Raw genomic sequence first — 12,464 nt, 5'->3', positions numbered from 1 at the left:
AGCAGAAAGTGAAAGTAATTTATGTAATTTAGTTTCACCAAAAATGGGGAAGGTAAATTTCTATATTTTTCAAATGGATAAAAAAATCCCCAGTATAAATACCGGGGAGTTATAAAGGTGACTAGCTAGCACTTCCTCAACTATCTAGTTAGTCAGCACCATTTCGCACAAGTTCCGCTGCTTTGAGAAAAAACTTGATAAACGTGAGCGACACTAGCCTGAAATCATCGCAACCCATTGTTACCTATCAATTTATATTTATTTTTATAATGGTGCTAATTTCATTCTCCCACGCACGGGGAGCACTTTCCCCCCGAGGAAGAGAGAGGTTCTGCTCAGACATAGGGTGTGACATCGCAACAGCCTGCCAGCAGGAGCGCACACTCGCGGTTGTGCCACTCCTCACCCGCTTGATAAGCGGACCGACTTACAGGGTGCCCAGATTGCGTTTCAGTTCTCTCAACACCTGCTTGGTGCCAGGCCGGATGCCGCGCCACACGGTAAAGGCTTCAGCAGCCTGCTCCACCAGCATGCCGAGCCCGTCCATGGTCTGACGAGCGCCATGCTGCTTGGCCCAGCCGATGAAGGCCGTGTCCGTCGCACCGTACATCATGTCGTAAATGGCGATATCGGCGTGGATCAGGGCCGGTGCCAGCGGTGGCAGCTCCCCTTGCAGACTGGCGGAGGTGGAATTGATGATGAGATCGAACGGCCCCGCCAGCTGTTCATAAGTCCTGGCACTGAGCGCTCCCAGATCCTGAAATTCGGCAGCCAGCTGCTGCGCTTTTCCATGAGTGCGGTTGGCGATGACCAACTCGCCCGGCTTCTCCGCCAGCAGCGGCGCCAACGCACCGCGAGCCGCCCCACCGGCCCCCAGCAGCAGGATCCGGCTGTCCGCCAGCGTCACCCCATGGGCCTTGAGATCGGCTACCAGCCCGGCGCCATCTGTGTTGTCCCCCAACAGCACGCCGTCATCGGTCAGCTTGATGGTATTGACCGCCCCTGCCCGCTTGGCCCTTGGACTCAACCGATCGACCAGGGCGAACGCCTGCTCCTTGAAGGGCACTGTGACATTGCACCCCTTGCCCCCCTGGGCAAAGAAGCTGCGCAGGGTAGCGGCAAACTCGTCGACGGCGGGCTCGGCCAACCCATACTCCAGCTCTTGCTGGGTCTGTCTGGCGAACAGGGTATGAATGAAGGGGGACTTGCTGTGGCGCACCGGGTGGCCAAAAACCAGATAACGATCCATCAAAGAGTTCCATCAGAGGGTGATCACCCGATTTAACGGGTTTTCTCAGTCGGGAACAAGCCGAATATCGGCCAGTAAAAAGGGGCCCGTCATGGCCCCTCGAGTCACAGCCACTCTCGTGGCGTGAGGTAGTCGGTATAGAGCAACGCCTCGGGGCTGCCCGCCTCCGGCTGCCAGTCATACTCCCAGCGGGCCAGGGGGGGCATCGACATCAGGATCGACTCGGTACGTCCGCCAGTCTGCAACCCGAACAGGGTGCCCCTGTCATACACCAGGTTGAACTCCACGTAGCGACCGCGGCGATAGAGCTGGAACGCCCGCTCCCGCTCGCCATAGGGCAGCGCCTTGCGTTGCTCGACAATGGGCAGGTAGGCATCGAGATAACCCCGACCTACCGCCTGCATGAAGGCGAAGCAGTCGGCAAAGGGCCAGCGATTCAGATCATCGAAGAAGAGGCCGCCCACCCCCCGGGTCTCGTTGCGATGCTTGAGGAAAAAGTAGCGATCGCACCAGGACTTGAACTCGGGGTAGATATCGTCGCCAAAAGGCTGACAGAGATCGTGGGAGACCTGATGCCAGTGCTGCACATCCTCGGCAAACGGATAGAAGGGCGTCAAATCGAAGCCACCGCCAAACCACCAGATGGGCGCCTCGCCCTCTTTCTCGGCGATGAAGAAACGGACGTTGGCATGACTGGTCGGCACATAGGGGTTGTGCGGGTGGATCACCAGCGAGACGCCCATGGCCTCGAACTTGCGACCGGCCAGTTCAGGGCGGTGAGCGGTCGCCGACGCCGGCATGGCATCGCCATAGACATGGGAGAAGTTGACCCCACCCTGCTCGATCACAGCGCCGTGGCGCAGCACCCGGGTGCGGCCGCCACCACCGCCTTCGCGGCGCCAGGCATCCTCCACGAAGTGCCCGGCGCCGTCAGCCTGCTCCAGTCCCCGGCAGATCTCATCCTGCAACTGCAGCAGGAAGGCCTTGACCTGGGCCACATCCGGTTTGCTCATCTTGTCTCCAGTCAGGCAGGATCTTGATCGTCCCGTCCATTTTATATTGTGGTGTCACGCCATGAGCACATCGCCCGTCATGACTGCAAATCAGCGCCCCCTCAGGAGGGACGAATGATGGCGCCGGTACGGGCGTCCTTGATCTCGGATGGATTGGCCTGTCCCCCGACTTCCCCAGGCAGGATATGGGCCAGCTGACTTGCCAGCAGCGCACCTATATCGGCCACCCGACGGGCAGGCTCCTCGCCGGTCAGGTTGGCACTGGTCGAGACCAGGGGTTTGCCAAAGGCGCGGCACAGGGCCTGCACTTGAGGATGGGCCGTGACGCGCACCGCCAGGGTATCGAACTGTCCGGTCAGCCAGGTCGGCGTGGTCGTGCGGGCAGGCATGATCCAGGTGAAGGGGCCGGGCCAGCTCGCCTGCACGCGAGCAAGCTGCTCGTTGCTGAGCTGGCTCAGGTCGATGTAATTCTGCAGTTGGGTCAGATCGGCGGCAATCAGGATCAGGCCCTTCTCCACCGGACGCTGCTTGATGGCCAGCAGGCGCTGAACCGCGGCCTCGGAGTCGGGGTCACATCCCAGGCCAAAGACGGCCTCGGTGGCATAGGCGATCACCCCTTCGCGGTACAGGGCGGCGATCGCTTGTTCAAATTCGTTTGGCATAGAAAAAATGCGACAGCCGGGCTGCCACCTCTCATCACTGGGTTGTAAGTTGAACCGACATGAGGGCACCTTGGAGCCCTCACCTCTTCAGTACATTCGGACGTTTGACCCGCCATCAGAGCCTCGGCTCATCATTGGCCACTGCAACGCCTGAGATGCCGGGCCACATGAACAGACCAAGAGGCTGGCGGCACGGCAGCATCGGGATCGGCGCCCAACGGCACGGCCGTAGAAGGGCGGTTCACAGCAAGAAGATAAATCCAGCTGAAGTACCCTCTTGCCAGCAAGCTGCCAGCCGGCTCATGGCGGCAGGATTATACCCGCTCAATCTGATGACAGCATTTCTTTTGCGGGCAGACCCAGCGCAGACTCCCTCTCACTTTCTTCTCGATCATGATGCCCCAGCCACACTCGGGGCAGGGCATGGGAACAGGCTTGTCATTCACCACGTATTTGCAGTGAGGATAGGCATCGCAGGAGTAAAACTGTTTGCCATAGCGGGAGGTGCGGCTCACTAGATGACCCTTGCCGCACTCCGGGCAGAGGATCTGGGTATCGTCGCTCTCCTGCAGGGACTCGATATGCTGGCAGGCCGGATACTGGGTACAACCCACGAACAGGCCGTAACGCCCCTTCTTGATCGCCAGAGGCTGGCCGCAATCGGGGCAAGCGGATCCTTCGAGCACCTTTTCGATGTCGCGGCCGGAGGGCGTCAGGGAACGAATGTAGTCACAGGAGGGGTAGGCTGAGCAGCCCAGGAAGGGGCCATGCTTGCCCTGACGGATCACCAGCTCGGCGCCACACTGCGGGCACGGTTCGCGCTCGAATGCATGTTCGTGGGCAGAAAAGAGGTGATGATCTATTTTTGACATGGGCCGCGCCTTGGAATCCAGATGGCCTGAATTCTACCAGCGCGGCACCGGACTGTCAGTGAATGACACCGTCTGACTCGTCAAACACCAGCTCCTCCATCTGCTGGTAGGCATTCTCACTGCCCGGGACGTTGAACAGCACCATCATGACGACCCACTTCAGGTCATCCAGCTCGATATCCGGCTTGTCCAGCTCCAGCAAGCGCTCGATACAGATTTCGCGGGTTTCGGCGTTCAGCACCTGAGCCTGTTCCAGGAACAGCAGGAAACCACGGCACTCGGTGCTGAGGCGAGCCAGCTCTTGCGGGGCGTAGATCCGCATCGAACCTTGCGCGCTGGCGGTGACATACACCTCCCGCTCGCTGTCATGCAGATTGGCCAGTCGTTCCAGCCAGTTGAGTGCCTTCTCAATCTCGTCCTGATTGAAACCGGCCCGGCTAAGTTCGTCGGTGAGTTCATCCTGCTCGACCATCACATCTGCATCGCTGTGGATGTAGGTCTCGAAAAGGTACATCAATACATCAAACATGATTCGCCCTCCTCGCTCTGACGTATCCACCGGCTACCGCCATCACTGCACCGGCCAGCTCCAGCTCTACCAACCTGCCCAATACCACTTCGACAGGAAGCTGGGCCCGCTCGGCAACGGTATCCACGCTCGTGGTCTCATAATCTACGTTATCCAACAAATCGGCATAAGGCAATTCGCTATTATGCAATGGCTCGGGAGAAGGGTTCGCCAGCCTCTTTAATGGCACAAGGGCTGGCAGCTCTTCCATGACATCCGCCGCATTCAAGACCAACTTGGCCCCCTGCTGAAGCAGGCGGTTGCACCCCGCAGCCTGGGTGTTTTGCGGCGCACCTGGGACGGCAAAGACCTCCCGGCCCTGCTCCAGCGCGTAGCGGGCCGTGATGAGTGAGCCGCTCTGTTCGGCCGCCTCCACCACCAGCGTACCCAGCGACAGGCCACTGATGATGCGATTGCGACGAGGGAAATGTTCCGCCAGCGGCCCCTGGTCCGGCGCCAGCTCGGAGACAAGCAGGCCGCCGTGCTCTAGGATCTGCATCGCCAGGCCCTGATGGCGCTTCGGATAGAGGCAGTCAAGCCCGGAGCCCAGCACCGCCAACGTCACACCGCCCGATGCCAAGGCCTGCTGGTGACAGATGCCATCAATGCCCAGCGCCAATCCGGAGGTGATCGCCAGACCGCTCTCCACCAGTTCGGCACACAAACGGGCTGCGTTGTCCTTGCCTGCATAGGTGGGGTGACGGGTTCCCACCATCGCCAGCTGTGGCAGAGAAAGGGATGCGAGATCCCCGCGGCAATAGAGCAACAGGGGGGCGGCGGGGATCTCTTTGAGCAGCGCGGGATAGGCGGGACTGTCCGGGCACAGCAGGTGATTGTCAGGTGCCGCGGCCCAGTTCAACCCCTGCTCCACCAGGGGTGATGGCCATCTCAGCTGCCGGATTTGGGCCGATTGCAGGCCAAGTGATTGCAGCACGCCATCATCACAGTCAAACAGGGCGTCGATGTCGCCGCCGAAGTGCGTAAGCAGCCGCGCGGCGGTGACCGGACCTATGCCGGTCACCGTATCCAGCGTCAACCACAGCGAGAGCCGCCCGAGTGGAAGTGGCACGTCAGAAGTTACTGACCTGATAACCCGAGCTGACCAGATCCTGGCTCTGCAGGATGAGGCCATAACTCAGCTTGTCATACACCTTGAACAGCATGACCCTGGCAACCGCTTCGGCGGGCAGGGACGACTTGCCAGCAGAGTGGAATGCCTTGTCATAGACGGAAGCATATTCCCGATACGAGACCTTGCCATTCTTGTCCACCATCTCGGCTCCCGGACGCAGGATCTCGAGCACATCGCCGGGGGCAATCTGATCCCGCAGCCCCTTGTTGATGAGGACAACGTCAAACTTGCCTCCCCCGCGCACCTTGCTCGGCAGCTCTATCACATAACCGGGGGAAATCACCGGCGCCGCCTTTGGCATAAAGACGGCAGAGAGGCTCTCCTGCGGTGGTAACGGGATGACCTTGTCTCCCTGATATACCTCGCGCCTGTTGTGCGTCAGCGTGACTCTGGTGCTATTGTTGACCTGGCGATCCTCCGCCCGCACAGTGCCGACAAAAATCGCCTCCTGGCCGAGCTGCTCACCGGTCAGCTTATCCTTGTAAGTCACCCCGGGGCGATAGATGCCGTAACTCTGACCCGGATTCAGCGCCCCCTGCACATAGAGGGTGTCCCCCTCCAGCATGCCGATATGCTTGTCGTTATTGCCAAGCACATAGGGCAGATCCTTGCTCTGCTGGCTGTCGGCCAGAATGTGATCGGTTTGCAGGAAGGGCACTATCTCGCTGAGGGGCAGGGTCGGAATGGGATTGGCCTTGTTCTCGTAGCGGTTCTTGGGAGACAGGTGAATGACCTGTTTGCCGCCCTGGCTGGCCTTGCCCAGACGCGGCTCACCATTGACCCAGCTCAGCTGCAGCACGTCACCGGGGTAAATCCAGTGTGGATTGGCGATCTGGGGATTGATGTTCCAGAGACGTGGCCAGAGCCAGGGTTCGGCCAGATACTGGCCCGAGATATCCCAGAGGGTATCCCCCTTCTGCACCACATAACTCTCGGGATAGCCGGATTTCAGCGTCAACTGCTGTGCCATGGCACCATTGGCCAGGGCTGTCGCCAGACAGGCGAGGATGATTTGCTTCAGATGCATAACACTCCCTGTTACTTCTGCACGCAAAGTGTTGCTGTTTTTTGTCGACGTAAATGACTAGAATTACGTCAATATTGACTGCGTTTATATGAAACTAAAGAAAAAACTATGGCCATTCTAGATGTATTGCGTTTCCCCGATGAGCGCCTGCGCACAGTCGCAGCCCCTGTCGAGACCATTACACCCGAGTTACAACAGATTGTAGATGATATGTTCGAAACCATGTACGCGGAGGAAGGCATAGGCCTGGCCGCGACTCAGGTCGACATTCATCAGCGCATCATCGTCATCGACGTCTCTGAAGACCGTGAAGATCAGCTGGTGCTGATCAACCCGGAGATCCTTGAGCAGTCAGGCAGCACTGGCATCGAAGAGGGTTGCCTCTCTGTCCCCGGCAGCCGCGCTCTGGTACCGCGTGCCGAGTGGGTCAAGGTCCGGGCGCTGGATCGCCACGGCAAGCCATTCGAGCTGGAAGCGGACGATCTGCTCGCTATCTGCATACAGCATGAGATGGATCATCTGGTCGGCAAGCTGTTTGTGGATTACTTGTCCCCGCTCAAGCGCCAGCGCATCCGTCAGAAGCTGGAAAAGATGGCCCGTGAAGATCGCAAAGTCCTCTGAGGATCTGCCCCATTGAATAAGCTGAAACTGATTTTTGCCGGTACCCCCGACTTCGCCGCCCGTCATCTGGCGGCGTTGTTGTCTTCCGACCATGAGGTCGTCGCCGTTTACACCCAGCCCGACAAGCCGGCGGGCCGCGGCCAGAAACTGACCGCCAGCCCGGTCAAGGAGCTGGCCCTCGCCCACGATCTGCCGGTCTACCAGCCGGCCTCCCTGCGCAATGAAGCCGCACAGGCCGAGCTGGCCGCCCTTGGCGCCGATCTCATGGTGGTGGTGGCCTACGGCCTGATCCTGCCCAAGGCGGTGCTCGACACCCCGCGCCTCGGCTGCCTCAACGTGCACGGCTCCCTGCTGCCACGCTGGCGCGGTGCCGCCCCCATACAGCGCGCCATCTGGGCGGGAGATGCCGAAACCGGCGTCACCATAATGCAGATGGATGTGGGGCTGGATACCGGCGCCATGATCCGCAAGGTGAGCTGCCCCATCGCCGCCGACGAAACCTCCGCCAGCCTGTATGACAAGCTGGCCGAGCTGGGCCCGCAGGCGCTGGTCGACACCCTTAACGCCATGGCCGCCGGTGAAACCGCTGCCGAGGCGCAGGACGATGCGCTGGCCAACTATGCCCAGAAGCTCTCCAAGGAAGAGGCGCGCATCGACTGGTCCATGGAGGCCGTCGCCATCGAGCGCTGCATTCGCGCCTTCAACCCCTGGCCCATCAGCTGGTTCGAGGCCGCGGAGCAGACCATCAAGGTGTGGCAGGCCGAGGTCATCGACAGCGACCATGGCCAGAGCGCCGGCACCCTGCTCAAGGCCGACAAGCAGGGGATCGACGTCGCCACCGGCAAGGGGGTGCTGCGTCTGCTGACCCTGCAACCGCCCGGCAAGAAGGCCATGTCCGTCCCGGATCTGCTCAACTCTCGCCGCGACTGGTTTGAACCCGGCACGCAATTGCATTGAACTGGATTGAATTGACACAAGCGGGGCCCAGGCCCCGACTTGCGCATCTAAGGTAACTCTATGAAAACACGTGCACAGGCCGCTCTCGTTATTCAACAGGTGCTGGATCAGGGCCAATCCCTCTCCGCTGTTCTGCCTGCTGCCCAGGAGAAGGTGGCGCCTCGCGATCGCGCCCTCCTGCAAGAACTCTGCTACGGCACCCTGCGCTGGCTGCCCCGCCTCGACGCTGCGGTGAGCGAGATGATGGACAAGCCGCTCAAGAACAAGAGCCGCATCTTCCACTATCTGATCCTGGTCGGTCTCTATCAGCTCATCTACACCCGCATTCCGGCTCATGCCGCCGTGGCCGAGACCGTCAATGCCGTCAAGCTGCTCAAGGGCACCTCACTGCGCGGCCTCATCAACGGCGTGCTGCGCAACTTCCAGCGCAGCGCCGAAGTCATACTGCTGCGCATCGACCGCGTCCCCAGCATTCGTCTCGGCCATCCCGAGTGGATCACCAAGCGCCTGCGTCAGGCCTATCCCGAGGATTGGGAATTCATCATGGAGGCCAACAACCAGCGTCCCCCCATGTGGATCCGCAACAACAGCCAGCGCCAGAGCCGCGAGCAGATGCTGGCCCGCATGGCCGAAGTGGGCATCAATGCGGTCGTCGGCGAAGAGGGTGAGGATTGCATACTGCTGGAGCGCCCTTGCGACGTGACCAAGCTGCCCGGTTTCGAAACCGGTGACTGCTCGGTGCAAGACGGTGCCGCCCAGCAGGCCGCCCGTCTGCTCGATCCCCGGCCGGGTGACTGGGTGTTGGACGCCTGCGCCGCCCCCGGCGGCAAGACGGCCCACCTGCTGGAGCTGCAACCCGCCCTCGCCGGTGTGGTAGCCGTGGATGCGGACGAGCACCGCCTCACCCGGGTGCAGGAGAACCTGGATCGTATCGGCCTAACCGCCCGGGTGATCCACGGGGATGCCAGCACGCCGGACCTGTGGTGGCCAGAGGGCCAGTTCGATCGCATCCTGCTGGATGCCCCCTGCTCCGCCACCGGCGTCATCCGCCGTCACCCCGACATCAAGTGGCTGCGCCGGGATCAGGACATCCGCGAGCTGGCCGAGCTGCAGCGCCGCATTCTGAACGCCCTCTGGGGCAAGCTCAAAAGCGGCGGCACCCTGCTCTATGCCACCTGCTCTGTGCTGCCGGAAGAGAACCGCGACCAGATCCGCGCCTTCCTGGCTGACACCAAGGATGCCCGCCTGGTGCCGCTGCACGAGCAGGACAACCCGGATTGCCCGGGTCGCCAGTTCCTGCCCGGCGAGGCGGAGATGGACGGCTTCTATTATGCCAAGCTGATCAAGCTGTAGGCCCTGCCCCCGGATGATGAGTCCGGGCGACAGGCTGGCTTGCCTCGTTTCGAAGCAACAATCTTGAGTAAGATGTCCATATGAAAATCATCATTCTGGGTGCGGGTCAGGTGGGTGGCACGCTAGCGGAAAACCTCGCCGGCGAGAACAACGACATCACCATAGTCGACACCGACAGCGACCGCCTGCGGGAGCTGCAGGACAAGTTCGACCTGCGGGTGGTGAACGGTCACGGCGCCCACCCCAGGGTGCTGCGCGAGGCGGGGGCCCAGGATGCGGACATGCTGGTCGCGGTCACCAACAGTGACGAGACCAACATGATCGCCTGTCAGGTGGCCTACTCCCTGTTCAACACCCCGAACAAGGTGGCGCGCATCCGCTCCCCTGCCTATCTGGTGGAGCGGGATCGGCTGTTCCTGCCGGAATCCGTACCCGTGGATCACCTGATCGCCCCCGAGCAGCTGGTGACCGACTATGTGCGTCGCCTCATCGAGTATCCGGGCGCGCTGCAGGTGGTTGATTTTGCAGGTGGCAAGGTGGGTCTGGTGGCGGTCAAGGCCTACTACGGCGGCCCCCTGGTGGGCAATGCGCTCTCCACCCTGCGGGATCACATGCCGAACATAGAGACCCGGGTCGCCGCCATCTTCCGCCAGGGCCGCTCCATCCGCCCGCAAGGCACCACCATCATAGAGGCGGATGACGAGGTGTTCTTCGTCGCCGCCGCCGGCCACATCCGGGCCGTGATGTCGGAGCTGCAACGGCTCGAGAGCCCCTATCGCCGCATCATGATAGTCGGGGGTGGCAACATAGGGGCCGGCCTCGCCCGCCAGCTGGAGAAGCGCTACAGCGTCAAGCTCATAGAGCGCAACCAGAAGCGGGCGGAGCAGCTCTCGGAGAACCTGGAAAACACCATAGTCTTCTGCGGCGACGCGGCGGATCAGGAGCTGCTGGCGGAGGAGCACATCGATCAGATCGACGTCTTCATCGCGGTGACCAACGAGGACGAGGCCAACATAATGTCGGCCCTGCTCGCCAAGAAGATGGGTGCCAAGAAGACAATGGTGCTGATCCAGCGAGGTGCCTACGTGGATCTGGTGCAGGGCGGCTCCATCGACATCGCCATCTCGCCCCAGCAGGCCACCATCTCGGCCCTGCTGACCCACGTGCGCCGTGCCGACATCGCCAACGTCTACAGCCTGCGCCGCGGGGCGGCCGAAGCCATCGAGGCCATAGCCCACGGTGACGAGAACACCTCCAAGGTAGTGGGCAAGACGGTGGGTGAGCTCAAGCTGCCGCCGGGCACCACCATAGGCGCCGTGGTACGGGGAGATGAGGTGCTGATCGCCCACGATCGCACCCAGATCCAGCAGGATGACCACGTGGTGATGTTCCTGGTGGACAAGAAGTACATCCCTGAAGTGGAACGCCTGTTCCAGCCCAGTCCTTTCTTCCTGTAAGCCCTCCATGCAACAGGCTACGACATCCAGACCCGGACATTTCCCAGAGGAAAGGTCCGGGTCTTTTTTCAATCAACGACCAGGTTATCTTGCATGATCAAGCTGCGTCCCATCGTCTTCACCCTCGGGCTGGTGCTCTCCAAGCTGGCCCTCTTCATGTGGCTGCCCACCCTGCTGGCGCTGTTCACCGGTTCCGAGGGCTTCGTCGAGTTTCTCAAGTCCGTGCTGATCACCCACGGCGCCGCCCTGCTCTGCCTGCACCATGGGCGCAAGGTGGAGTTTCACCTCGGGGTGCGGGAGATGTTCCTGCTCACCACCTCGGTCTGGGTGGTGGCCTGCATCTTCGGCGCCCTGCCTTTCTTCTTCATCAACCACATCGACTTCACCGACGCCTACTTCGAGACAATGTCGGGGGTCACCACCACGGGATCCACAGTGCTGTCCGGGCTGGACGGCATGGCCCACAGCATCTTGCTGTGGCGCTCCATTTTGCAGTGGCTGGGGGGCGTGGGTTTTATCGTGATGGCGGTGGCCGTGCTGCCCTACCTCAACGTCGGCGGCATGAAACTGTTCCAGACCGAGAGCTCGGATTGGTCAGACAAGAGCGCGCCCCGCGCCAAGACGGTGGCCAACAACATAGTGGTGGTCTATCTGGTGCTCTCCATGCTCTGCTTCCTCGCCTACTGGGTGAGCGGCATGACGCTGTTCGAGGCGGTCAACCACGCCATGACGACGCTGAGCACCGGGGGCTATTCCACCTCGGATCAGTCCATGTCCCACTTCTCCAACTCGGCGCACTGGATTGGCACCCTCTTCATGTTCCTCGGCGGCCTGCCCTTCCTGCTCTATGTGCAAGCCCTCTCCCGCCGTGACAACAGCCTGCTCAAGGATGCACAGGTCCAGGGCTTCTTCTGGCTGGTGGTCTGGGTCACCGTCGTCGTTACCTTCTATCTGTGGGTCCGGGACATCTACGGCTTTATGGATGCCCTGCGCATCAGCAGCTTCAACATAGTCTCTGTGATCACCACCACCGGCTATGGCCTCGGCGACTTCGGCACCTGGGGGCCCCTCACCAGCATCATCTTCATCATCTTGCTGGCGCTCGGCGCCTGCTCCGGCTCTACCGCCGGCGGGCTCAAGATCTTCCGGATACAGGTGGCCTTCGCCCTGTTCAAGAAGCAGATGCGCCAGCTGATGCACCCCTCGGGGGTCTTCCCCCAGAAATACAACGGCCGTCCGGTCAACGACGCCATCATCCGATCCATGATCTCCTTCGTGCTGGCCTATTTCGCCATCATCTTGCTGATCGCCGCCCTGCTCGCCGCCATAGGCCTGGATCCCCTGACCGCCATCTCGGGCTCCATCACGGCGGTGGCCAACGTGGGCCCCGGCATGGGGCCCGTCATAGGCCCCAGCACCAACTTCGCCAGTCTGCCGGATACGGCCAAGTGGATACTGTCGTTCGGCATGTTGCTGGGACGGCTCGAGATCCTGACGGTGGCGGTGATCTTCTTCCCCTCGTTCTGGCGCCAATGAGGCCGGAGTGGCGGATC

The 12,464-nt window shown here is 61.2% G+C and carries 12 protein-coding genes; 5 read left to right on the top strand and 7 right to left on the bottom strand.

Annotation, left to right across the window (positions count from 1 at the left end; genetic code table 11):
• Positions 1 to 427 precede the first annotated feature (427 nt).
• From aroE to ACFWHB_RS00925, 7 genes are all read right to left on the bottom strand, one after another.
• Positions 428 to 1,249 (bottom strand): shikimate dehydrogenase, encoded by an 822-nt coding sequence (gene aroE, locus ACFWHB_RS00955; RefSeq protein WP_289986747.1) that lies wholly within the window; start codon positions 1,247 to 1,249, stop codon positions 428 to 430.
• Between the two features lie 104 nt (positions 1,250 to 1,353).
• Positions 1,354 to 2,262: an oxygen-dependent coproporphyrinogen oxidase gene (gene hemF / locus ACFWHB_RS00950; protein ID WP_163148941.1), complete on the bottom strand. Its 909-nt coding sequence runs from the start codon at positions 2,260 to 2,262 to the stop codon at positions 1,354 to 1,356.
• A gap of 101 nt (positions 2,263 to 2,363) precedes the next feature.
• On the bottom strand, positions 2,364 to 2,924 hold the full coding sequence (locus tag ACFWHB_RS00945; protein ID WP_395949297.1) for a Sua5/YciO/YrdC/YwlC family protein: 561 nt from the start codon (positions 2,922 to 2,924) through the stop codon (positions 2,364 to 2,366).
• 314 nt (positions 2,925 to 3,238) lie between these two features.
• The gene (locus ACFWHB_RS00940; RefSeq protein ID WP_139745007.1) at positions 3,239 to 3,796 is read right to left on the bottom strand and encodes a DNA topoisomerase family protein; all 558 of its coding nucleotides are present in this window, start codon (positions 3,794 to 3,796) and stop codon (positions 3,239 to 3,241) included.
• Positions 3,797 to 3,851: 55 nt separating this feature from the next.
• Entirely contained in the window at positions 3,852 to 4,325 is a 474-nt protein-coding gene (locus ACFWHB_RS00935) for a DUF494 family protein (RefSeq protein ID WP_025325340.1), read from the bottom strand.
• On the bottom strand, positions 4,318 to 5,433 hold the full coding sequence (gene dprA, locus ACFWHB_RS00930) for a DNA-processing protein DprA (RefSeq protein ID WP_395949296.1): 1,116 nt from the start codon (positions 5,431 to 5,433) through the stop codon (positions 4,318 to 4,320). The genes ACFWHB_RS00935 and dprA overlap by 8 nt, the downstream gene beginning before the upstream one ends.
• 1 nt (position 5,434) lies before the next feature.
• Positions 5,435 to 6,523 carry a LysM peptidoglycan-binding domain-containing protein gene (locus ACFWHB_RS00925; RefSeq protein WP_395949295.1) on the bottom strand — a complete coding sequence of 363 codons (1,089 nt, stop codon included), beginning with the start codon at positions 6,521 to 6,523 and terminating at the stop codon, positions 5,435 to 5,437.
• Positions 6,524 to 6,631: 108 nt separating this feature from the next.
• On the opposite strand from ACFWHB_RS00925, the gene def reads away from it, so the two are divergent.
• The 5 genes from def (at position 6,632) to ACFWHB_RS00900 (ending at position 12,447) form a co-directional block, all read left to right on the top strand.
• On the top strand, positions 6,632 to 7,144 hold the full coding sequence (gene def, locus ACFWHB_RS00920) for a peptide deformylase (RefSeq protein ID WP_025325337.1): 513 nt from the start codon (positions 6,632 to 6,634) through the stop codon (positions 7,142 to 7,144).
• Positions 7,145 to 7,156: 12 nt separating this feature from the next.
• On the top strand, positions 7,157 to 8,101 hold the full coding sequence (fmt, locus tag ACFWHB_RS00915) for a methionyl-tRNA formyltransferase (protein ID WP_395949294.1): 945 nt from the start codon (positions 7,157 to 7,159) through the stop codon (positions 8,099 to 8,101).
• Positions 8,102 to 8,161: 60 nt separating this feature from the next.
• Positions 8,162 to 9,454, top strand: a complete 1,293-nt coding sequence (gene rsmB / locus ACFWHB_RS00910; RefSeq protein WP_395949293.1) for a 16S rRNA (cytosine(967)-C(5))-methyltransferase RsmB — start codon at positions 8,162 to 8,164, stop codon at positions 9,452 to 9,454.
• A gap of 80 nt (positions 9,455 to 9,534) precedes the next feature.
• Positions 9,535 to 10,911 carry a Trk system potassium transporter TrkA gene (trkA, locus tag ACFWHB_RS00905; RefSeq protein ID WP_025325334.1) on the top strand — a complete coding sequence of 459 codons (1,377 nt, stop codon included), beginning with the start codon at positions 9,535 to 9,537 and terminating at the stop codon, positions 10,909 to 10,911.
• Positions 10,912 to 11,004: 93 nt separating this feature from the next.
• On the top strand, positions 11,005 to 12,447 hold the full coding sequence (locus ACFWHB_RS00900; RefSeq protein ID WP_106885271.1) for a TrkH family potassium uptake protein: 1,443 nt from the start codon (positions 11,005 to 11,007) through the stop codon (positions 12,445 to 12,447).
• Positions 12,448 to 12,464: the final 17 nt, after the last annotated feature.

It is taken from the genome of Aeromonas mytilicola subsp. aquatica (assembly GCF_044336385.1).
Lineage (GTDB): Bacteria > Pseudomonadota > Gammaproteobacteria > Enterobacterales > Aeromonadaceae > Aeromonas > Aeromonas rivipollensis.
Note: the sequence above shows the minus strand (reverse complement) of the source record. Positions and strands in the feature narration are given on the sequence as shown.

What these genes read in the sequence shown, in the direction of transcription:
- ACFWHB_RS00945 (WP_395949297.1), bottom strand. Translation starts at nt 2,924, where the DNA reads ATGCCAAACGAATTTGAACAAGCGATCGCCGCCCTGTACCGCGAAGGG.
- ACFWHB_RS00935 (WP_025325340.1), bottom strand. Translation starts at nt 4,325, where the DNA reads ATGTTTGATGTATTGATGTACCTTTTCGAGACCTACATCCACAGCGAT.
- hemF (WP_163148941.1), bottom strand. Translation starts at nt 2,262, where the DNA reads ATGAGCAAACCGGATGTGGCCCAGGTCAAGGCCTTCCTGCTGCAGTTG.
- trkA (WP_025325334.1), top strand. Translation starts at nt 9,535, where the DNA reads ATGAAAATCATCATTCTGGGTGCGGGTCAGGTGGGTGGCACGCTAGCG.
- aroE (WP_289986747.1), bottom strand. Translation starts at nt 1,249, where the DNA reads ATGGATCGTTATCTGGTTTTTGGCCACCCGGTGCGCCACAGCAAGTCC.
- rsmB (WP_395949293.1), top strand. Translation starts at nt 8,162, where the DNA reads ATGAAAACACGTGCACAGGCCGCTCTCGTTATTCAACAGGTGCTGGAT.
- ACFWHB_RS00925 (WP_395949295.1), bottom strand. Translation starts at nt 6,523, where the DNA reads ATGCATCTGAAGCAAATCATCCTCGCCTGTCTGGCGACAGCCCTGGCC.
- def (WP_025325337.1), top strand. Translation starts at nt 6,632, where the DNA reads ATGGCCATTCTAGATGTATTGCGTTTCCCCGATGAGCGCCTGCGCACA.
- ACFWHB_RS00940 (WP_139745007.1), bottom strand. Translation starts at nt 3,796, where the DNA reads ATGTCAAAAATAGATCATCACCTCTTTTCTGCCCACGAACATGCATTC.
- ACFWHB_RS00900 (WP_106885271.1), top strand. Translation starts at nt 11,005, where the DNA reads ATGATCAAGCTGCGTCCCATCGTCTTCACCCTCGGGCTGGTGCTCTCC.